Here is a 20,255-nt window from a genome sequence, read left to right as displayed (position 1 = left end):
GCACATACGTGCAGCGTCATCTTCGACGATGAGAATGGTCTCGACCTCGTCACCTTCGGCAATCAGCTCTTCACTCTCGTCAACGTCAGGTCGTGCGTCGCGCTTGCCTGCGGGGGCAGCACTTTCGGCCTTCGCCGCGTCATCAAAACGTGGTATTGTCACGCGCCTGAACCGCAGGTTCGCCATGACAGCTATTGAGGAATGGCTAGCATCGATCGGCTTAAGCGAGTACGCGGCGCGGTTCGTCGAGAATGCTATTGACCTTTCGGTTCTTGGCGATCTTACGGAGCAGGACCTGAAGGATCTTGGTCTCCTGCTGGGACACCGGCGCAAGATGCTGCGCGCGATCGGTGAACTTAGAGGGGAAGTTGTTCCGGCCGTCCAGGCGGGGACCAAGCCGGCACTGCGTGAAGAGCCTCAGCGGCGTCAAATCACCGTCATGTTTTGCGATTTGGTGGGCTCTTCGGCGCTTTCGGCTCGCCTCGATCCCGAAGACTTGCGGGCCGTCATCGGCACCTATCTCGCATGCATCGCCGAGATTATCACCCAGGAAGGAGGGGTCATCGCCCGCTATATGGGAGATGGCGTACTCGCCTATTTCGGATTCCCTCAAGCACACGAAGATGACGCGGAACAAGCGATACTCGCTGGGCTGGCGTTGGTGAACGCCGTGGCTAACCTCAAGACGGATATCGGCACCGTGCTGACAGTTCGAGTTGGTATCGCGACCGGCACAGTCGTGGTCGGCGATCTGACCGGTGAAGGCGCGGCAAAGGAAGAAGCGGTTATTGGTGAGACGCCGAACTTGGCCGCACGTTTGCAGGCGCTTGCGATGCCCGGCACACTTCTGATCTGCGAGAGCACACGTCGACTCACCGAAGGCAATTTTGAATACCGTAACGTCGGTCCGGCCATGCTCAAGGGATGGCCCGAACCGTTGCCTGCTTGGGAAGTACTCGGCACAAGCGGAGTGGAAAGCCGATTCAAGGCCCAGCACAAGACCTCATTGAAACCTCCGATCGGACGCGACGAGGAGATCGATCTCTTGTTACGCAGGTGGCGCAACGCTGCGGGTGGCGAGGGCAGCGCCGTGGTGTTGATCGGCGAGCCGGGTATCGGAAAATCGCATATTGCGTTGGCGCTCGAAGAACGGCTCGAAGAAACCAGGCCGCACGTCGCGATACACTTTTTCTGTTCAGCGCACCACACCAGCAGTACGCTCTATCCATTCATCCGCCAACTCGAACGGGCCGCAAAGTTCGAACGGATGGACTCGCCAGATGCGAAATTCGCCAAGCTGGAAGCTTTGCTCGCCCAATCCGGCGCCGCCACAGAGCAGATCGTCCCACCCCTGGCGAACCTGCTGTCGCTACCCGCCGGCAGTTGCTACCAACTGCCGGAGCTTAGTCCGCAAAGACGCAAGGAGATCACGCTTGCGGCGCTCTTGATGCAGCTCGATGCCCTTGCTGCGCGCCAGCCCGTGTTCGTTACCTTCGAGGATGCTCACTGGGCCGATCCGACGTCACTCGAGCTGCTCACGCTGACATTGGAAAGAGTACCGCAGCTGCGCGTGCTGCTGCTGATCACCGCACGGCCCGAATTCACGCCCCCCTGGCCGGGCCAGGCGCATGTGACGACCGTCTCGCTCACGCGGCTAAACCGACGCAACGGTGCGGCGCTGGTCGAGCGCGTGACGGCCGGCAAGAGGCTTCCTCAGGAGGTTATGGAGCAAATTCTCGTTCGTACCGATGGTGTGCCCCTCTTCGTCGAGGAACTGACAAAGACGGTGCTCGAAACCGGCTTGTTGGAGGAACGAAACGGCCGATACATCCTCAACCGCCCTCTGCCTCTCATGGCGATTCCGACGACGCTGCATGCGTCTCTCGTAGCGAGGCTGGATCGGCTGGCTCCGGTCAGGGAGATCGCTCAGATCGGTGCGGTCGTAGGGCGCGAGTTTTCTTATGAATTGCTGAGCATCATCGCCGGACTGCCCGGAGAACGACTTCGGGAGGCGCTTTCACAGCTGGTTCAATCGGAGCTGATATTTTGCCGGGGGGAGATACCAGCGACGATCTATACGTTCAAACATGCGCTCGTGAGGGATGCGGCTTACTCGGGACTTCTGAGGAGCCGACGCACAGGGCTGCATGCCATGATCGGGGAAGCCCTGGAGCAGCGTTTCCCGGAGATCGTGGAAGCGCAACCCGAAACCGTCGCGCATCACTTCACCGAGGCGGGACTGTTCGAAAAGGCGGCGGGCTACTGGCTGAAGGCCGGCAAGAAGGCTGCCATGCGTTCCGCGAACCTCGAAGCCATCGTGCACTTGGAACGGGGCATCGGAGCATCGGCCCATCTGGCCGATGGTCCGCGGAAGGACAGGTTGGAGCTTGATTTCCAGGTCGCGCTCGGGCCTTGTCTGATCGCGGCCCAGGGACCAGCCTCCAACAAGGCGGTGGCGACCTTTGCGCGAGCGCGTGAGTTGTGTGACCGCCTCGGAGACCCTCCCGAAAAATTGCAGATCATGTTCTGGCTGACCACTGCGAGCGTCATCCGGGGTGAGTTGCCGGTCGCCCAGGAAACGATTGCGGTGCTGCTTCAACTCGCCGAGACGCGCGGTGATCGGCCGGCGTTGATAAATGCGACCCGCGGTCAGGCCATGATCCGTCTTTTCATGGGACGTCTCGCCGATGCCCGTGAAGCCATCGAGCGTGCGGTTGCGGAGTTCGAAGTGAGCTCCGATGCTGACAGATTGGCGGCCCGAGCCGCCGGCCAGGACGCCGGCGTGGCCGATCTCGCTCTGATGTCATGGATTCTCTGGCTGCTCGGTTGCTTCGATTCGGCGCTCTCAAGCATCGATGCCTCCATCCGACGCGCCGATGAGATCGGTCATCCTCATTCGCAAGCCTATGCCTGCTACTATGCCTCTGTTCTGCACGCCCTGCGCGGCGAGATGTCGCGCGCGCAAGGTTATGCAGAACGCTGCCGCAGCCTGTCGGAGGAGCATGGTTTCGGGCAATGGCGCGGATTGGCGCAAGCCGTCCGTGGCATATGCGCGACATTCCTCGACTCGTCGTCCAGCGGCATCGAGGAGATCCGGACGGCGATGGATGAATATCGTGGCGCGGGTTACCAACTCGGGATTACCGCGCTGTACGTGCTGTTGTGCCCGGCCTTGCTGTTTTGCCGGGAATACGAAACGGCGTTCGACCTCATCGAGCACGGGTTCACAACGATGAGCCGAAATAGCGAACGGATATTCGAGGCCGAGTTGTACCGACTGAAGGCGCGCGCATTGGTTCACCGCGGCTCGCCGGATGCCGCCGTCGCGCTGCTCCAAAAGGGCGTTGCGGCGGCAAGATGCCAGCGCGCCAAGGCGCTTGAACTTCGGGCGGCAACGGACCTTGCCGCGTTGTGGAAGGACCAGGGCAAGCGCCAGGAAGCGCTCGAAGTCCTCGCGCCGGCCTACGGCTGGTTCACCGAAGGCTTTGAGACGCAGGACCTCAGGCAGGCAAAGGCTGTGCTCGATCAGCTGGGATGATCTGCTCTGTCAGATTCCGCCAGCACTTTCTGGAGGTGGCGATAATCGTCGCGTACGCGTCGCCACTCGGCATCCTCTTCCGGTTTCTCGTTAATGAAGAGTGGTGCATCTTGATGGGGTGTGTCCTTGTGCTTGCGATATTGCTTAATCGCCTGCTCCGCAGCCTCTCGCCCCAGCTTTCGTCCGTTGTCCAGGTTGCTGTGATTCCATTTGAAATTGATGTGCCCGGGAACGTGAATCTCGACAACCGTGCCGTTCCATTCGCCGTTCGAATTGTGACCTCGCGAATCTTCGGCCTTCGCATGTTCTGCTTTTTTTGAATTCTGGTTTTTTGTGCCGTTGCTCTTCGAAACCGTTCGAGTCTGTCGGTCGTAGCGGACGTGGTACTTGAACAGCTTGACATCATCTTCGCCGACCGAGGCTGCAAACAATTGGCAGAGATTTGCCAGCGCATCGTGGAGATTTTCCGGCTTTCGGACCTGCCTGGAATCGACGATCCGGCTGATCCATATTTCGTCGAGCTTCCGACCTTCCACACGAAGATCGACCAGGCCTTCGAAATTGACCGTGTCGACGAGGGCCCCCTCGCAGTAGGTCGTCCCGTCGATCTCCACGGTTTCTTCGATAAAGGGAAGAGCCGAGCACGCGCACAGGGACTGTGCGGTGATGGGGCCTTCATACCTCTTCTTTATGCTTCCGTCGTCGTCCGCATTCGGCATCGTCATCGGACGATTTGCGAAGAATGCGAGTTCGTGATGATCGAGGTCCCAGGCGTTGTGAAAAATATAGGGCTTTACCTCCGGCAACCGATCGAACCTGATCTTCTGCATGAACTCGCTGTCGGGGTAGTTGATTCTCGAGAGTCCGTTAAACTTGGAGAGGTACATCAGGGATGTCATGTAACGGATGAACGGATTGGGAGCCATCACCTGATTGAGTATCCATCGATTGAGATCCCCTTCGTCCAATGTCTTGAAAGGTTTATCCCCGGCTGGCAGTTGGTTCATCACGATTGACAGCGAGTCCTGAATGAACTCGAAGATTCTGTAAGGCTGGAATTGAAAGTCTCTGTAGTTCTTTGGGTCGCCCACGAACTTGTTGAATGCGTCGATGTTGCTGCGCCAATCCGGCCCGAACACGGTATTGATGGGAAAGCGCTTGTAGTCCTCGTCATCTCGAAAAACGCCGTTCCTGAAGAACTCGTATGTTTCCTCGACCTTTCCCCTGGCGGTGTTTTTGGTCGACTGATTGTAGACGATACCCACCCAGGCTCCGATGCAGGAGAGCGACCAAACATTGAAATTGATATCGGCGCTGGCAAGAGCTTCGAGAACTCCAATGTGCAGGCCCGCTGCCGGTCCGCCACCGCCCAGCGTAATTGCTCTCGTCGGGTTTCCGTTCGCCATCTGAAATCTCCCTACGCAATATCGAATACGCTCCATTCAAGTTTCGAAATTCACGAAAGAACAATAGATTAGTTTCTTTCGAAATCGTTGTGAAGCGCTCGCTCGAGCACTCAGGTCGGGTACGCGACCGTATATGGCAGCAGCGCTGACGCAAGCCGGTGACCAGCTCTTCTAGTTGTACTGCTGTGTGCGCCGCGCGCTGCAGCAAGTCACGCGAGGGCCGACGGACGGATTTTCGGCTCGGAATTCAATACGCACTTGTTGAGTTGGCCTGGACAGTACGAATGCGCTCGCCACCAGACTCTACCAACCCTTCCGCTATATCGGCCGGGCGTCACGGCATACACCGGCGGAAGTGCCGTACACGATGTAGACAAAAGGCCCCGGGCCACATCAGCCGTTCAACGAAGCGAGCTGCCGATTGCAACGATTTGTTCGGAATCCCCGGCTACGATGCCCTTTGCGTTCGAAACGCGCATCAGGGCAGCCATGGCAGCTCAATTCATTCGTATCGTCGCGATCCCGCCAGGTGAAGCGCCGCTGTGGGTGCGCGAGAAATGGGTTGGGCTCAGCCTGCCTGTCGCCGACGACCGAGGGCCGCGGGACGCCTATGTCAGCGGCGTGCTCTCCGCACCTCGCAACCGGCTTCTTGCATTCACAAGCCGCGTTCTTGGAAATCTGGGCAAGCAAAACGGTTACGCCGTTTATGTTCGCGACGCGATCAGCGAGCTTGAGAAGGCGGCGCCCGATGCGGCGGCCTGGTGGCGCAACGACGCCCCGCGATTGCTGGCGCCTGGCCGCAAGCTTCTTTTTCGAACTGCCTATTGCGAATTGGTGAAACCGCCATCCGGCGCCGACAATCCAAGCGCCCGGCCGTTGCAGCGGGAAATTGCAAATGCTGCAGCGGTCGGGCTTTCACCGGCGCCACGAATCCGAATGCCGCATAAAGTGGCACGCATTTCTTTCACCCGCTCGCCATTCGTTCCCGGACTTATGCTGGTCCTGTTCCTGCTGGCCGGATACTTGAACTGGAGCCATTCCGTTCATCCGGAGCGGCAAGCAACGGTTCACGGCAACCTCGTGGACTGGAGCGTTTACTATGTCAGCTCGAAAGGCGGATCACACCGCAAGCTACAACTGCAATTGTCCGGCTACACCGAAAAGTTCCGGATCGATATGGATCTGATGGGCAATAGGCTTCCCGCCGGCTTCGCAAAAGGTGCGGCGATCGACATAACTGCCGACGCCGCACAGCTCGCCTCCCCGCTTCATCCGCTCTTTGAGCCCGGCGACGCGATCGTGTGGGTCAACGGGCTGGTCGTGGACGGCGTGACAGCATTCGCGGTCGGGGATGTTGTCGACCATCAGAGAAGCCAATGGGTGCCTTGGTTTTTGATGGTGGCGATGGCGGCAGCTTACCTTGCATACACGATCATCAGTTCCCGCAAGCGGCGTGGCGGCAGCTAGGCCCGGGTGACTTGCGCATCCAATGCGTCGGTGAGGAAGGCGCACTGCGCCGCGCTCGCCTGCTCAAAAATCTCGCCCGGACAGTACAGCAAGCCAAAATGACCGCCGTCGATGTCGGCCCACTGCTTGCGGCAACGCATGAGCCCGAATACGGCCGATGTCACGTCGGGGTTGCAGTGAACCATTTCGTCGTTGCGGCCGGCCATGAGCAGCGTCGCTCCGCGAATGAACGGCGCAGCAAGATAGGCGCTGAACGGCACCGCCGTCGGCGGGATGACGCGGATGACGCGGTTCTCCCATAATGTGCCATGCCGACCGCCATAGTCGATGAACCAACGGTAAGCCTGGATCGGCTTCAGCAGCGACGGCGAGCCGATCTGATCGGCGGACACGACAGGCAACGGTCCGGTCGTGGTTTCCGGCGTACCAGTGATGTCGCCGTCATCGAAGATCGTTTGCATCGTCCGGAAATGCCGCTCGTCTGCCGCGAGCTTGGGAGTTTCGATGCCGCAGGCCGGACATTGCACTGCGACCGCAGCATATCGCGGATCGAGCGCGCCGACGGCAAGCGCGATCATGCCGGAGTAACTATCCCCCCAAGCCGCGATCCTGTCGCGATCGACATCGGCGCGGGTGAGCAAATAATTCATCGCGTCGCGATAGCCGCGCGCCTGGAGCCACGGGTTGATGAGCTGACGGGGCTCGCCGCCGCTCAGACCGAAATTTCGGTGATCGTAGAGCAGCACGGCGAGACCGGCGCGGCAGAACACCTCGGCATAACGATCAAGACACATGGTGATCGTGGCTGTGGTGCCATGAGTCATCACCGCCGTCGGCCAGGGCGGCGCCTGCGCCGGACGATAGAAGCGCCCACGCAAGATCGCGCCTTCGGAGGGAAATTCCACCAGCTCAAACATGTTGCCCTTCACGGCCACCAGCGAAAGCCGAATATTAGTCCGTCGAAACCGCCATGGCTACTTCAGCGGACATAGGCGTGAATGCCCGCTTCAGGTCATCGCGACTGGTAATGCCCGAATTGGCGCCGAACGATATCCGGCGGTCGGCCAACCTTGATTGTGCGAAAAGAGCCAATTCTCAAAGCTATTGAAGCTGATGCTACCTTTCGAGAGCTCGTAGGGCGGATTAGTGAAGCGTAATCCGCCGCTTGATACCAATGTCACTCAGCGACCTGAATTGAGCCATCAGATAATCACCCTCGAAAGGCAACTTGGAAGCCAATCCGACTGCAGGTCGGTTTCAGGGGCCAACATCAGACCCCGGCAAATCAGCCACCTGTTGAAGCCAAAGCCAGGCTTAAGGTAAAAGCACCAGGTTGAATGAATTCCTGATGGCGCGGTGGCCGTGGTCGAGTGGTTGCAGCAATTCCTTCTGCGGGAATCCAACAACCGCCGCATGCCCTATGGATTGGCGATTGCGGGGCATGTCATCATCGCGCTGGTTCTGCTGCTCGGGGTCTTCAAGCAGACCGAGCCCGCTCCAGTCGACGCGGTCCCCGTCGAAATCGTGATGGACGAGCCTGCGGCGGCTTCGCCGCCACCGGTTTCCGCGCCGAATGAGCAGAACAATTTTCCACGTGTTCCAGCCGTGGCCGATGAAGACAAGCACGCCAAGGCCCAACCCGGAACGGTCGACGTCAATGGCGTCGATCAGCCAAAGCAGCCTGGACACGATGGCGGCGACCCCGGCTCGGATCCGGCCGGAACTCCCCTGCCACAGGCTGGCGGCGACCTCGCTTCGGGAGCGGCGTCTCTCCCCTCCTGGGCAGTCGAACCCATCGGCCTCGCACAACGGCAGGCGACGGCGCGCGAGTCGGGCCAGGACGAATTGACGGCGATCAAGGAGCCGAAGCTTGAGTGCGGCGCGAAGGCGAAGCTGCCGCAATCGCGGGCGAGTGCCCGCAAACAGGCGATCGTGATCGGGATAGCCACCCCGGCTCAGGCGGTCGCCATGATCCGATCGACTCAGGTCCTAATGGACCGGCGCATGAATCCGAACTACGCCGCAAACGCGGAGATCTTCACGGATACGTGGGAAGGCAAGGCCGCCGTGGTGCTTCCTTCCGAACTCACCGTGAATGTTGGCGATATGATTGAATACGATCAGGGCCACATCGATCCATCCAACCCATGCCAGTACATTCCGAACCTTGCCGTCAGCAAGCGCTGAGCATCATGCGCCAGGTCCGACACCATGACGATGTCGAAGCGGGACCGGATTGTATGGTGCGATGGGCCAATCCTGACGCGCCGATCGGCGAATTTCTCAAATCCGATCAACGCCGAGTCTACTGTCCAGTCCTTCGCGCAAAAATAAATCGCTTTCCACGTCGCCCAAATCAAATCCATAAGCGCCGCCGTCCCGCGCCCTTGAACGAGGGGCGTATCGCGATCGTCACGAACGTTGGGTGCGGGATGCGGTGGACGCGGTTGTGCCGAAAAGACGAGCGGCACTTTGCGGACGGTGAAGTCGTGTGGGCCTGATATCCCGACGCTGATATCAACCTGTCGAAGAAGCTGACGCTTCCCGGCGGGGACGGAGACAACAAAGCCCGGTCTCCGAGGCGAGCACGAAGGAAACCGTTAAAACCATTCGCGTGCGGGAATGCCGGGGGAACCGGCGTGTACCTGCGGTGACTAACTCGCGTGATTTTTGCTTTCCACGCGAGGCTGCGGGTGCGCCTGGCACCCGGCATTCCCCACGCCCTCCTTGGGCGGAAAGATAGAGACTACCCCGGGCGCAATGCGCCGCGGGGATGCCCACATATGTCTAGAATCTTCTGTCGTCGTCCCTGCGTTCGTCGCAGGGACGACAGTGAACTGGCTCTTTGACAAGTTTGAATTGGTAATTCGCGCGCGGTTCGCCGGGACGACTTAGTGAGCCAAACATCGTCACATCAGGGACTGCGGGTCCGGCGCAGTCGTGAGGCTCAACCGCAAGAGTGTGCGCGATCAGAGGGCGGTGGCGGCGGGATAGATCTCTCCTTGGTCATTCCGGGATGCGCCCGACGCGACAAAATAGCGATGCCATTTTGCGCGGAAGGCGCAGACCCGGAATCCATTCATCCACACGATCTGCGCCTGATGGATTCCGGGCTCGCGCTACGCGCGCCCCGGAATGACGGCCATAGACGTCACCGCTCCTTCCCCGCCCGACTCAAGAGAAACACGCCCTGCTCGCCGAACATATTCCAGAACCACCAGGGTGCGTTGAGCCGCAGGGGACGGCCATAGAGATCGAGCGCGACGGCGCGCTCCATCTTGACGTTGATCTCGCCGCACAGCTGCACGAAATCCTTGATGGTACAGAAATGGATGTTCGGCGTGTCGTACCAGGTGGCCGGCAGATTTTCCGTGCGCGGCATGTGGCCGCCGATCAGAAGCTGCAGGCGCATACGCCAGAAGCCGAAATTCGGAAACGACACGATGGCGCGGCGTCCGATCCTGAGCAGGTTTTCCAGCACCGCCTTCGGCTGCCGCGTCGCCTGCAGGGTCTGCGACAGGATCACATAGTCGAAGGCATCGTCGGGGTAATTGACGAGGTCGGTGTCGGCGTCGCCCTGCACTACGGCTAGTCCCTTGGCTACGCAGCGGTTGACGCCCTCGCGCGACAATTCGATGCCGCGGCCGTCGATGCCGCGGCTCTCCAGGAGCTGCAACAGATCGCCGTCGCCGCAGCCGACGTCGAGCACCTTCGAGCCGGGCGCGACCATTTCCGCGACCAGGAGGTGGTCGCCGCGGGTCGTGGCGCCGCCGCGCGGGATCGCCGGGCTCAAGGGAAGAACCTGCTGCTGCGACGTCATGCCCCGTCCCCCGAAAGCCCGCGCGCTTTCGCCGCCGATTGCAGGAAGGCGCGCGAGATGTCGAAGAATTCCGGCACGTCGAGCAGGAAGGCGTCATGCCCGCGGTCGGTCTCGATTTCCGCGAAACTCACCCGGGCGCTGGAGGCGTTGAGCGCATGCACCAGCGCGCGCGATTCCGAAGTCGGAAACAGCCAGTCGCTGGTGAACGACACCACGCAGAAACGCGTCTTGATGCCGCGAAACGCCCGCGCCAGCACGCCGTCATGGTCGGCGGCGATGTCGAAATAGTCCATCGCCCGCGTCAAATAGAGATAGCTGTTGGCGTCGAACCGTTCGACGAAGGACGAGCCCTGATAGCGCAGGTAGCTCTCGACCTGGAAGTCCGCATCGAAGGAGAAGGTCGGCAGATCGCGGTCCTGCATGCGGCGGCCGAACTTGCGATGCAGCGCCGCGTCCGACAGATAGGTGATGTGCGCAGCCATGCGCGCCACGGCCAGCCCGCGATGCGGCATGGTGCCCTTTTCGAAGTAACGGCCGTTGTGCCATTCGGGATCGGCCATCACTGCCTGACGGCCGAGTTCGTGGAAGGCGATGTTTTGCGCCGAATGCCGCGTCGAGCACGCGATGGCCAGGGTCGAGAACACCCGTTCGGGATAGGCCGCCGTCCATTGCAGCGCCTGCATGCCGCCCATCGAGCCGCCGACCACGGCCAACAAGTTCTCGATCCCCAGATCATCGAGCAGCATCGCCTGTGCCCGCACCATGTCTGGAATGGTCACGACCGGGAAATCCAGCCCCCATGGCTTGCCGGTCGCCGGATTGGTCGAGGCCGGTCCCGTCGATCCCATGCAACCGCCGATGACGTTGGCGCAGATGATGAAGTAACGCTCGGTATCGAGCGGACGGCCAGGACCAACCATGGTCTCCCACCAGCCGGGCTTGCCGGTCACCGGATGTACGTTGAAGACGTGCTGATCGCCGGTCAGTGCGTGGCAGACCAGAATGGCATTCGAACGCTGCGCGTTGAGTTCGCCGTAGGTCTGGTAAGCAATCTGAAACGGCGCGAGATCGACGCCACAGTCGAGCCGCAGCGGATGGTCGGCACCAAAGCGCGCAATCTTCGAGCTCGGATTGTCCGCCTCTTGCAGCCGTTCATCGGCATGGACGCCGGGACTAGTGCCCACTTTTCGCAGTTCGTGCGCCATCTCAGCAACCACCTTTCACGAACTTGGAAAAGCTATGGGCACTAGCAGCTTGAAAAATCCAGGTGCCGCCTCGCCATTTGAAATTCCTGAACAGAATTCGCTGCTTGCGCGGCAGGAATTTCGAGCGGGCAGCACCTGCAAGGGACTGAACTTTTGCCATCGTGATACCGATCCCTCGGGCGGCCCCTTCGAGACCGCCGGAAATCAGGCCAAAAAAAATCCGGCCTGAACGAAAGTTCGGCCGGGATCATCTTTGTCCCCGGCCTGTTTAGCGAGTTTTTTAACGTGGCTGCAAGCCGGCCGGCTCAAATGACCACGGAACGACACAAAATTAGTCCCTTGGCGCCTCAACGTCAAGGCGAGGCCGTGGTTAATCGGCCCCTCGGCCCTGCATTGCGAGACGCGCCCTTGCGCCGCGACGGGGCATGGGAGAGAACGGAAGCGAGATTTCGTCAGGTTTGAAAAATGTCCAAGCCGCCCCCCTCGCCGCCATCGCTCGCCGAACTGCGCCAGGAGATCGACGCGATCGATTCCCAGGTGCACGCCCTGTTGATGCAGCGCGGCGACATCATCGATCGCCTGATCCGGGTGAAGCAGACTCAGGAGGTCGGATCGGCGTTCCGGCCGGCGCGCGAGGCCGACATGATGCGCCGCCTGGTGCAGCGGCATCGCGGCATCCTGCCGCTCGACACGGTTGAGAGCATCTGGCGCGTCATCATCTCGACGTTCACCTATGTCCAGGCGCCTTTTTCGGTGCATGCCGACATCTCCGTCGGCGAATCGGCGATGCGGGATTCTGCGCGGTTTCATTTCGGCTTCACGGTGCCTTATGTATCGCATTTCAATGCGCCGGCCGCGGTCGAGGCGGTCGCGAAATCCAAGGGCGATCTGGCGCTGGTGTCGGCAACCGCCAGCCGCACGCCGTGGTGGATTGCGCTGGAGCCGCACGATGCGCCCAAGATCATCGCGCGGCTGCCTTTCGTCGAGCGCGCCGATCATCCGGCGGCATTGCCGGTGTTCGTGGTGTCGCGCGTGGCCGACAGCGCCATGGTGACCGAGGTGGAGACGTGGAGCATACGCGTTTCCGGCTGGAATGCGGAAATCGCCCGCGCGCTGTCGCCGATCGCCGAGATCGTCGCGGTGCCCGACACGGCATTCGACGGCGCGGCGCTTCTGGCGTCGGCGGCCGCCGGGCATCTTGAAAAGATCAGGTCGGCGCTCGTCGAAGCCGGCGCCTCGGTGCGCTCATCGGCCCTCGTCGGCAGCCACGCGACGCGCTATACCGTCCCTAACGGAACGGCGAGATAGCCCCCGTTACTCCGGAGCCAAAGATGTCCCGACCCGTGCCGAATCCCGGCATTCTCGATATTGCGCCCTATACGCCCGGCAAGAGCCCGCAGGCCGAGCCGGGGCGTAAGGTGTTCAAGCTTTCGGCCAATGAGACGCCGTTCGGCCCTTCGCCGAAGGCGATCGAAGCCTACAAGAACGCCGCCGCGCATCTTGAGGATTATCCGGAAGGCACCTCCCGCATCCTGCGCGAGGCGATCGGGCGCGCCTTCGGGCTCGATCCGGATCGCATCATCTGCGGCGCAGGCTCCGACGAGATCCTCAACCTGCTGGCGCACACCTATCTCGGCCGCGGCGACGAGGCGATTTCCACGACCCACGGCTTTCTGGTCTACCCGATCGCCACCATGGCGAACGGCGCCGTCAACGTGGTCGCGCCGGAAAGCGGATTCACGGCCGATGTCGATGCGATCCTCAAGCGCGTCACGCCGCGCACCAAGCTCGTCTGGCTCGCCAATCCCAACAACCCGACCGGCACCTATCTGCCGTTCGACGAGGTGAAGCGCTTGCGCGCGGGGCTGCCGGCGCATGTGCTGCTCGTGCTGGACGCGGCCTACGCCGACTATGTGTCGCGCAACGATTACGAGATGGGCATCGAACTGGTGGCGACCACGGAAAACACCGTGATGACTCACACGTTCTCGAAGATTCACGGCCTTGCGGCGCTTCGCATCGGCTGGATGTTCGGGCCCGCCCACATTGTCGACGCCTGCAACCGAATCCGCGGGCCCTTCAACGTGTCGACGCCGGCGATGCTCGCGGCGGTCGCGGCCATCGAGGATACCGCTCATCAGGAGATGTCGAGGGTCCACACCGAGACGTGGCGCAGCAGGCTGACGGAAGAACTGACGAAACTCGGGCTCAAGGTGACGCCGAGCGTTGCCAATTTCGTACTGATCCATTTCCCGCTCGATAAGGGCAAAACGGCAGCGGACGCCGACGTGTTTCTCACCAAGAGGGGTCTCGTTCTGCGAGGATTGAAGAACTACAAGCTGCCAGATGCCTTGCGGCTGACGATCGGCACCGAGGAAGCCAACCGCCTGGTGGTGGAAAACCTGCGCGAATTCATGGGTGCGAAGTGAGTACCGGGCCAATCTTCGATCGCGTCGCGCTGATCGGCTTCGGCCTGATCGGCGGCTCGATTGCGCGCGCCGCACGTCTGCAGGGATTGGCCGGGGAAATCATCACCACCGCGCGCTCGGCAAAGACCCGCGAGCGCGTGATGGAGCTTGGCATCGTCGACCGCGTCGTCGAGACCAACGTAGAGGCCGTTCAAGACGCGGACCTCGTGATCCTCTGCATCCCGGTCGGCGCCTGCGGCCCCGTTGCGGCGGAAATCACGGGTCACCTCAAGCCGGGTGCCATCATCTCCGATGTCGGCTCGGTCAAGGCTTCGGTCGTCAAGGACATGGCGCCGCATTTGCCGGCGGGCGTTCATTTCGTGCCGGCGCATCCGGTGGCGGGCACCGAGAATTCCGGGCCCGATTCTGGGTTTGCCGAACTCTTCATCAACCGCTGGTGCATCCTCACGCCGCCCGAGGGCACCGAGGCCAAAGCGACGGAAAAACTGCGGGCGTTCTGGACTGCGCTCGGCGCCAAGGTCGAAGTGATGACGCCCGAGCATCATGACCTCGTGCTTGCGATCACCAGCCACCTGCCCCACCTGATCGCCTACACCATCGTCGGGACCGCCGACGAGCTGGCGCAGGTGACGTCATCCGAAGTGATAAAGTTCTCCGCCGGCGGTTTTCGCGATTTCACCCGCATCGCCGCCTCCGATCCCACCATGTGGCGCGACATCTTTCTCGCCAACAAGGACGCCGTCCTGGAAATGCTCGGCACCTTCAACGAGGACCTCTCGAAGCTCACCCGCGCGATCCGGCGCGGCGACGGCGAGGCGTTGTTAGAGCATTTTACGCGCACCCGCGCGATCCGGCGCGGCATTGTCGAGATCGGACAGGATTCGGCCGCGCCTGACTTCGGCCGTCCCCATCAACAACTGACGAAAAAGTAGGTTCTAGAACAGCGGCGGCACTTCGCCCACCTTCAGCGGGCCGAGATAGACCATGCCATCGGCAAAGCGCAGCGGAAAACTGCGTGCCGGCTTGCCCTCCAGCGTCGCCGGTTTGCCGAGCGCGTTGATGCCGGCGGCAACGCCAACATTGGCGTTCTGTTTCACCACCTTCCCGAGGCCGGGGATGGCCCTGTCGAGCGCCCCGAGCAGGTTGGTGACGTCCTGCGACTTAACCCCCGGCGCAACGCGGTCAAGCGTTGCCTGCGGCACGCCATCTTGCAGCATTTTCTCGATGCCGAGCGCCGGAATGATCTTCTCGATACCGGCAACCGTCATCTGCAACTCACCGTCGATGCGGCCCTGTGCATCAAGCTCGAGGGTGCCCGCGGCAACCGCAATCAGATCGTCCTGCTGAACGCGCGACTGGACGATCTCGACATGCCCGCCATTGGCTTGCAGTTCGCGAAGCCTTTGCGGCCAGGGTTTTGGCCCGAGATCCTTCAGCCCGCTCAGTTTTGCATGAACATCGGCGGCGAACGGCCGCGCCAGCAAAGGATGGACGTCCTGCACGCTGCCTGCGTCGATCTCCACCACGGCTTCGATAACGGGATCCTTGGGCGCGGAGCCTTCGGCCAATCGGCCGTGCAATTCGACGTGCTTGGCGCGCGCCACCGGTACCTGAACCGAGCTGCCGTTGATGCGATCAACCGCGACATTATCAAACACGATCGAGCCGCGCTGCGGCACGGCGGGCAATCCGACCACGCTTGAACGTGCCGAACTCCAGTTCACCTGCATCGCCGGACTATTCTGCGATTCGGAGATCGTGGCGGGCGCACGAAATTCCGCGATCAGCAATTTGGGATCATAGACCTGTGCGACAGCAACGATTTCGCCAAGGTTGACCGTGACCGGCTGCGCCGCGCCCGCCGTCTGCGAGGTCAGGGTGACGCGCGCCCCCTCGCATCGCATTTCGAGCCGGAACGGATAACCGCCGACCGACTGCTTGGCGCAATCATAGCGCCGCCCGGATTTAGCCTCCTGCGCGCGCCACGCGTCCGCCTTCACCTCGGCTTGCGAGACGGCATAGAACCAGAAGGCGCTCCAGGCCGCAGCGGCAATCAGGAGCAGGATTGGCATTATGAAAAGCGGCCACCGCGAGCGGCGGTGTGGGGCGTCGGGAGCGAGGGTCATGCTGGTCATAGACGGACCATTGGCCGCCAATTTTGTCAAATGTAAGCGGTGACCTGCCAAGCTGTAACAACCGAATTTCACTTCGTTTCACAGGGATGTTCTGGTAGCGATTTGTTGAATGTCCGACGAAATACCTTCCAAGCGTTCTCACGAAGATCTCTGGGTGTTCGGCTATGGCTCGCTGATGTGGCGGCCGGGATTCGAATTTATCGAGCAGGCGCCGGCGCGGCTGATCGGCGAGCACCGCGCGTTATGCGTCTATTCGTTTGATCATCGCGGGACCCCGGAAAAACCCGGGCTGGTGCTCGGCCTCGATCGCGGCGGCGCCTGCCGAGGAATTGCATTTCGAGTGGCGGCAAAGCGGCGCGAGGAGGTGATCGGTTACTTGCGCGACCGCGAGCAGACCACCCATGTCTATCGCGAGGTGATGCGCTCGGTCTGGCTGGAAAACGAACCCCGTGAGCGGGTCGCGGCGCTCGCTTATGTCGTCGACCGCGGCCATGTTCAATATGCCGGCCGGCTCTCGCTGCCTGACCAGCTGCGCTACGTGCGGCAAGGCCACGGCCGCTCCGGAAACAACCGCGACTATGTGCTTGAAACGGTCAGATCGATCGAGGCGCAGGGCTTTCGCGATCCGCAACTGCATCAGCTCGCGCTGATGCTTCATGACGAAGCGCCGCTGCACCGCTGAAACCGGTTCTTAGGCTTTGGCTGAGGCCGAACCTTCCGGGCGTCTCAGCAACTTCGCCTGCTCCCGCTGCCCCGTCTCGACCAACCGGCGGGTGGCGTCCTCGATCACAGTGGAAATCCGCGCTAAAAACTCGTCTCGCGGCAGGCCCGGCGGCACCGGATCCAAAAACTCGACAACGAGCGTACCTGGATAACGCATGAAGGTGCGCCGCGGCCAGAACAGGCCCGAATTGAGCGCAACAGGCAGGCAGCTCTCGCGGCAACTGGCATAAAGCTGCGCCACGCCCGGTTTGTAATCGGGCGGCGCGCCGGGCGGCCTGCGGGTGCCCTCCGGAAAAATGATCAGCTGGCGGCCATGTCGCACTTCCTCGCTCGCCTGCCGCACCATCTTCAGAAGCGCCCGGCCGCCGGCGCTGCGGTCGACAGCGATCATGCCGGCCTTGATGACGTACCAGCCAAAGAACGGGATTCGTGTCAGCTCGCGCTTGAGAATGTAAAGCGGCTGATCGAACCACGGAAGCAGCCCAAAAGTCTCCCACATCGATTGGTGCTTGGAGGCGACCACAAGCGGGCCTTTTGGAATCTTCTCGACCCCGCGATATTCCACCTTCACTTTGCACACGACGCGCAAGAGCCAGGTGTTCTGCCGCGACCAAATCCGAACGAGCGTCATCAACGCGGCGCGCGGCATCACAAAGGTTGGAATCGCAACGATGAACCAGAGGATCAGGAGAAAATAGAACAGTATGTTGTAGACCAACGACCGCAGGAAAATGAACACCATCGCCAGCTCGATCAATTCGCTTGCGCGGTTGCAGGCCGGCGCGGCGCGCGTATATCGGAGTCGGTCGTTTCGTGCATGATGTCGAGACCCGCGTCCGCCAGGCGGACCCGCACCTCGGCGGCAACGTATTTTACATACTCCGATAACACCAGGCGCAGCGTTCCACTATTGCTCCACCAGGGCTCCTCGCGCCATTTGTCGCCAACCACGGCGTATGGAATGAGCGTGATATCCGGCATCGCGTGCGACAATTCTACGATGGCGCGTGGCATGTGATAATTCGATGTCACCACGATCAGTGACTTGAAACCCTTCTCATGCACCCAGCGCCGTGTTTCGGCCGCGTTGCTGCGGGTATTGACTGCCGAACGATCGAGGTCGACGCAGCAATTCAGCAGCGACTGGTTGTCTGGCAGCGAGCGCGAGATATCGCTGGCGCCACTCAGGGGATGCACGCCGGAAATCAGGAGTCGCCGGCCATAGCCGCCTGCCAGCAGCTCCATCGCGTCGGAGACGCGCGACGCTCCGCCGGTGAGCACGACGATGCCGTCGGCATTCCGCGCCGGCTTGATCTCCGTGCCGCGCAATTGCGACAGGAATCCGATAAAGCCGGCCCCGACCGCGACGAATGCAATGGCAAGCGCGCCCAGGATAACACCCCGCCATCTCTTCCCCGCTGCGGACGCCGAAGCGCCTTGATCTGACATCGGCCGGTTCATGATAATCAAGCGATCCCTCGTCGGCCCAAGTCTAAAGCACGATCCGGGTAAACGGGAACCGGTTTTCGCACTCGGGTCCGAGGCATCAGCTCAGTCAATATCATTGAGCGTCGCAAACAACGTCCGCCGCGACGCCCAGGCGGTTATCGCGGCGATGGCCACGGCCTGCACCGCCAGTGCCAGGTAGCCTGACGGACGCAGCGAAAACGTTCCCAACAACGCGGCGAACTGATCCCCCACCGGCGTCCCTGAGAACCAGTTCGCAATCGATTCCGAAAAGCCGAACACCAGCATGGCAATGCCCCCGCCGATGACCCCGCCTTCCAGGCCCAATCTGAGAAAATGCCGCAAGAAGCGGTTGGCGATGTAGCGGTCGCCTGCGCCCACGAAATGCAGCACTTCGACGATCGGACGATTCGCCGCCATAGCACCGCGGGTAGCGAATGATACCGAGATGATCGTGGCAACGATCACCAGAACCAGAATGCCGAGACCGGCAATGACGGTGGCGCCGCTCATCGAACGCATCCGCTCAATCCAGGCCCGGTGGTCATCGACGCTCGCAGTCGGCGCGGCCTGCGTCACCCGGCTGCGCAGCACTTCGAGGTCGACGGCCGAACCGGGCTGGACGCGGGCGACTAGCACGCGTGGGACTGGCAATTCGTCGAGCGAGAGCCCGCTGCCCAGCCACGGTTCCAGCAATTTGGCTGATTCTTCGCGCGTGAACGCCCTGACGTCGACAATGCCCGGCTGCGCCCGCACCGCATCCGCCACGCCCGCCGAGTCGCGGTCAAGATCCCGGCCGGGAGCGGGGCGGACCTGGATCGTTATTTCGCTGGCGACGTCAGACTGCCATTCCGCGGCGGATGCGCTCACCAGCAAGACTGTGCCGGTGGTGATCGAGGCGAGGAAGGTCATGATGGCAACGACCGCGACCAGCGCGCTGCCCGAAATCGAGCCGCGCGGCACGATCGGCGACATGTTACGGGCTCGCGCCGGCACCTGCGGACGCTCGCGTCCGAGATCGACCAGCGGCCCAAGCTCGTAGTCGGATCTACTCATAGATATGCAGCCGTCCCTGATGCAGCACCAGCCGCCTGGCATCGTACTGGTCCATCAAGGTCATGTCATGGGTCGCGATCACGACTGCAGTCCCCGATTTATTCAGTTCGATAAACAGCCGCAACAGCCTCCGGCCGAGCGTCGGATCGACATTGCCGGTCGGCTCGTCCGCCAGCAGCAGTTGCGGCCGCGAAATGACCGCGCGCGCAATTGCCGCGCGCTGCTTTTCACCACCGGACAAGATCGGCGGCAGCGCGTCCATGCGCTCGCCGAGGCCAACCCATTTCAGAAGGTCGATCACTTCCTTGCGATAGCTCGATTCCGCACGCCCCATGACACGGAACGGCAACGCGACGTTTTCATAGGTCGTCATGTGGTCGAGCAGGCGGAAATCCTGCAACACGATTCCGATTCGTTTCCGCAGGTCCGCGATCTGATCCTTGCCGAGCAGCGAGACATCGTGGCCGAACAGGTTGACGAGCCCACGGGTCGGCCGCAGCGACAGAAACAACAGCTTCAGCAGCGAGGTCTTGCCGGCGCCCGAAGGACCGGTGAGGAACTGGAAGGAATGGGCGGGAATCAGGAAACTGAGGTCGCGCAAAATCTCCGGGCCGAGCCCGTAGCGCAGTCCGACATTTTCGAACCGAACCAATTTCAGCTCCGTTCGATCAGGGGCGCCGCCGGTAACCTCGAAGTCCCCAGCCGGGCTTCGCCTGCAGCCGGGAACCGGAATAACAAGGCTTTTGCGTTGTTTATGGTTTCCGATTCGTTAACGGTCGCCTTGTAGCATCCTGGAGCCCTGCTTCCGAAGCCCCGCGGCATGCATCCCGGAAGCGCGGCACCGGTCCTTGCGGAGAGCGGCCCATGCCAATCGTTTGTCCTCATTGTTCAACATCCTATGGCATTGATCCGGCAAAGCTCGGAGAGGCCGGCCGCACCGTCCGCTGTTCCCGGTGCAAGGAAGTTTGGCTGGCCCGGGCCGAAGACGCGATCGAATTTGCGCAGCAGG

The 20,255-nt window shown here is 61.5% G+C and carries 18 protein-coding genes and 1 riboswitch; of the genes, 8 read left to right on the top strand and 10 right to left on the bottom strand.

The features are described from left to right. Positions 1 to 34: 34 nt before the first annotated feature. A complete protein-coding gene (locus tag NEZ08_RS18610; RefSeq protein WP_298110034.1) occupies positions 35 to 3,538 on the top strand; it encodes an adenylate/guanylate cyclase domain-containing protein in 3,504 nt (1,167 codons plus the stop codon). Here the strand turns inward: NEZ08_RS18610 and NEZ08_RS18605 are convergent. Then, the gene (locus tag NEZ08_RS18605) at positions 3,526 to 4,944 is read right to left on the bottom strand and encodes a patatin-like phospholipase family protein (RefSeq protein ID WP_298110031.1); all 1,419 of its coding nucleotides are present in this window, start codon (positions 4,942 to 4,944) and stop codon (positions 3,526 to 3,528) included. The genes NEZ08_RS18610 and NEZ08_RS18605 overlap by 13 nt on opposite strands. 453 nt (positions 4,945 to 5,397) lie before the next feature. On the opposite strand from NEZ08_RS18605, the gene NEZ08_RS18600 reads away from it, so the two are divergent. Beyond that, the gene (locus NEZ08_RS18600; protein WP_298110030.1) at positions 5,398 to 6,411 is read left to right on the top strand and encodes a hypothetical protein; all 1,014 of its coding nucleotides are present in this window, start codon (positions 5,398 to 5,400) and stop codon (positions 6,409 to 6,411) included. Here the strand turns inward: NEZ08_RS18600 and NEZ08_RS18595 are convergent. Next, the gene (locus tag NEZ08_RS18595) at positions 6,408 to 7,328 is read right to left on the bottom strand and encodes a CocE/NonD family hydrolase (RefSeq protein ID WP_298110027.1); all 921 of its coding nucleotides are present in this window, start codon (positions 7,326 to 7,328) and stop codon (positions 6,408 to 6,410) included. The genes NEZ08_RS18600 and NEZ08_RS18595 overlap by 4 nt on opposite strands. Before the next feature lie 439 nt (positions 7,329 to 7,767). Here NEZ08_RS18595 and NEZ08_RS18590 point away from each other — a divergent pair, with 439 nt between their 5' ends. Beyond that, the gene (locus tag NEZ08_RS18590; protein WP_298110025.1) at positions 7,768 to 8,598 is read left to right on the top strand and encodes a hypothetical protein; all 831 of its coding nucleotides are present in this window, start codon (positions 7,768 to 7,770) and stop codon (positions 8,596 to 8,598) included. 964 nt (positions 8,599 to 9,562) lie between these two features. Here the strand turns inward: NEZ08_RS18590 and metW are convergent. From metW to NEZ08_RS18575, 3 genes are read right to left on the bottom strand one after another with little or no spacing between them, the layout of a single operon-like run. Further along, on the bottom strand, positions 9,563 to 10,231 hold the full coding sequence (gene metW, locus NEZ08_RS18585; RefSeq protein ID WP_298110019.1) for a methionine biosynthesis protein MetW: 669 nt from the start codon (positions 10,229 to 10,231) through the stop codon (positions 9,563 to 9,565). Beyond that, positions 10,228 to 11,436 (bottom strand): homoserine O-acetyltransferase, encoded by a 1,209-nt coding sequence (locus NEZ08_RS18580; RefSeq protein WP_298110017.1) that lies wholly within the window; start codon positions 11,434 to 11,436, stop codon positions 10,228 to 10,230. Before NEZ08_RS18580 ends, metW begins: the two co-directional genes overlap by 4 nt. A 1-nt stretch (position 11,437) precedes the next feature. Beyond that, complete coding sequence (locus NEZ08_RS18575; protein WP_298110014.1) at positions 11,438 to 11,596, bottom strand: hypothetical protein; 159 nt, start codon at positions 11,594 to 11,596, stop codon at positions 11,438 to 11,440. 87 nt (positions 11,597 to 11,683) lie between these two features. Continuing rightward, positions 11,684 to 11,763, bottom strand: a riboswitch (SAM riboswitch). 138 nt (positions 11,764 to 11,901) lie between these two features. Here NEZ08_RS18575 and NEZ08_RS18570 point away from each other — a divergent pair. From NEZ08_RS18570 to NEZ08_RS18560, 3 genes are read left to right on the top strand one after another with little or no spacing between them, the layout of a single operon-like run. Further along, positions 11,902 to 12,744: a chorismate mutase gene (locus tag NEZ08_RS18570; RefSeq protein ID WP_298110011.1), complete on the top strand. Its 843-nt coding sequence runs from the start codon at positions 11,902 to 11,904 to the stop codon at positions 12,742 to 12,744. A 23-nt stretch (positions 12,745 to 12,767) separates the two neighbouring features. After that, a complete protein-coding gene (gene hisC, locus NEZ08_RS18565; RefSeq protein ID WP_298110008.1) occupies positions 12,768 to 13,865 on the top strand; it encodes a histidinol-phosphate transaminase in 1,098 nt (365 codons plus the stop codon). Continuing rightward, positions 13,862 to 14,797, top strand: coding sequence for a prephenate/arogenate dehydrogenase family protein (locus NEZ08_RS18560; protein WP_298109990.1), 936 nt, complete (start codon positions 13,862 to 13,864; stop codon positions 14,795 to 14,797). Before hisC ends, NEZ08_RS18560 begins: the two co-directional genes overlap by 4 nt. A 3-nt stretch (positions 14,798 to 14,800) precedes the next feature. On the opposite strand, the gene NEZ08_RS18555 is transcribed toward NEZ08_RS18560, so the two are convergent. Next, the gene (locus NEZ08_RS18555; protein ID WP_298109987.1) at positions 14,801 to 16,000 is read right to left on the bottom strand and encodes a DUF2125 domain-containing protein; all 1,200 of its coding nucleotides are present in this window, start codon (positions 15,998 to 16,000) and stop codon (positions 14,801 to 14,803) included. A gap of 109 nt (positions 16,001 to 16,109) precedes the next feature. Between NEZ08_RS18555 and NEZ08_RS18550 the strand changes: the two genes are divergently transcribed. Beyond that, positions 16,110 to 16,682 (top strand): gamma-glutamylcyclotransferase, encoded by a 573-nt coding sequence (locus NEZ08_RS18550; RefSeq protein WP_298109984.1) that lies wholly within the window; start codon positions 16,110 to 16,112, stop codon positions 16,680 to 16,682. Positions 16,683 to 16,691: 9 nt separating this feature from the next. Here the strand turns inward: NEZ08_RS18550 and NEZ08_RS18545 are convergent, their stop codons facing one another. The 4 genes from NEZ08_RS18545 to ftsE form a co-directional block, all read right to left on the bottom strand. Then, positions 16,692 to 17,465 (bottom strand): 1-acyl-sn-glycerol-3-phosphate acyltransferase, encoded by a 774-nt coding sequence (locus tag NEZ08_RS18545; RefSeq protein WP_298109981.1) that lies wholly within the window; start codon positions 17,463 to 17,465, stop codon positions 16,692 to 16,694. A gap of 11 nt (positions 17,466 to 17,476) precedes the next feature. Continuing rightward, positions 17,477 to 18,172, bottom strand: coding sequence for a YdcF family protein (locus NEZ08_RS18540; protein ID WP_298109978.1), 696 nt, complete (start codon positions 18,170 to 18,172; stop codon positions 17,477 to 17,479). A 102-nt stretch (positions 18,173 to 18,274) separates the two neighbouring features. Further along, positions 18,275 to 19,246 (bottom strand): ABC transporter permease, encoded by a 972-nt coding sequence (locus tag NEZ08_RS18535; RefSeq protein ID WP_298109975.1) that lies wholly within the window; start codon positions 19,244 to 19,246, stop codon positions 18,275 to 18,277. Continuing rightward, a complete protein-coding gene (ftsE, locus tag NEZ08_RS18530; protein ID WP_298109972.1) occupies positions 19,239 to 19,898 on the bottom strand; it encodes a cell division ATP-binding protein FtsE in 660 nt (219 codons plus the stop codon). The genes NEZ08_RS18535 and ftsE overlap by 8 nt, the downstream gene beginning before the upstream one ends. A gap of 212 nt (positions 19,899 to 20,110) precedes the next feature. Here ftsE and NEZ08_RS18525 point away from each other — a divergent pair. Beyond that, the coding region (locus tag NEZ08_RS18525; protein ID WP_298110050.1) for an MJ0042-type zinc finger domain-containing protein at positions 20,111 to 20,255 on the top strand (145 nt) is incomplete at its 3' end.

The organism is Bradyrhizobium sp. (genome assembly GCF_027451485.1).
GTDB lineage: Bacteria > Pseudomonadota > Alphaproteobacteria > Rhizobiales > Xanthobacteraceae > Bradyrhizobium.
This window is presented reverse-complemented; position numbering and strand designations above follow the sequence as displayed.

What these genes read in the sequence shown, in the direction of transcription:
- NEZ08_RS18535 (WP_298109975.1), bottom strand. Translation starts at nt 19,246, where the DNA reads ATGAGTAGATCCGACTACGAGCTTGGGCCGCTGGTCGATCTCGGACGC.
- NEZ08_RS18595 (WP_298110027.1), bottom strand. Translation starts at nt 7,328, where the DNA reads ATGTTTGAGCTGGTGGAATTTCCCTCCGAAGGCGCGATCTTGCGTGGG.
- NEZ08_RS18540 (WP_298109978.1), bottom strand. Translation starts at nt 18,172, where the DNA reads ATGTCAGATCAAGGCGCTTCGGCGTCCGCAGCGGGGAAGAGATGGCGG.
- NEZ08_RS18600 (WP_298110030.1), top strand. Translation starts at nt 5,398, where the DNA reads ATGCCCTTTGCGTTCGAAACGCGCATCAGGGCAGCCATGGCAGCTCAA.
- NEZ08_RS18610 (WP_298110034.1), top strand. Translation starts at nt 35, where the DNA reads ATGGTCTCGACCTCGTCACCTTCGGCAATCAGCTCTTCACTCTCGTCA.
- NEZ08_RS18545 (WP_298109981.1), bottom strand. Translation starts at nt 17,465, where the DNA reads ATGGTGTTCATTTTCCTGCGGTCGTTGGTCTACAACATACTGTTCTAT.
- NEZ08_RS18575 (WP_298110014.1), bottom strand. Translation starts at nt 11,596, where the DNA reads ATGGCAAAAGTTCAGTCCCTTGCAGGTGCTGCCCGCTCGAAATTCCTG.
- NEZ08_RS18570 (WP_298110011.1), top strand. Translation starts at nt 11,902, where the DNA reads ATGTCCAAGCCGCCCCCCTCGCCGCCATCGCTCGCCGAACTGCGCCAG.
- NEZ08_RS18550 (WP_298109984.1), top strand. Translation starts at nt 16,110, where the DNA reads ATGTCCGACGAAATACCTTCCAAGCGTTCTCACGAAGATCTCTGGGTG.
- metW (WP_298110019.1), bottom strand. Translation starts at nt 10,231, where the DNA reads ATGACGTCGCAGCAGCAGGTTCTTCCCTTGAGCCCGGCGATCCCGCGC.
- NEZ08_RS18555 (WP_298109987.1), bottom strand. Translation starts at nt 16,000, where the DNA reads ATGACCAGCATGACCCTCGCTCCCGACGCCCCACACCGCCGCTCGCGG.
- hisC (WP_298110008.1), top strand. Translation starts at nt 12,768, where the DNA reads ATGTCCCGACCCGTGCCGAATCCCGGCATTCTCGATATTGCGCCCTAT.
- NEZ08_RS18580 (WP_298110017.1), bottom strand. Translation starts at nt 11,436, where the DNA reads ATGGCGCACGAACTGCGAAAAGTGGGCACTAGTCCCGGCGTCCATGCC.
- NEZ08_RS18605 (WP_298110031.1), bottom strand. Translation starts at nt 4,944, where the DNA reads ATGGCGAACGGAAACCCGACGAGAGCAATTACGCTGGGCGGTGGCGGA.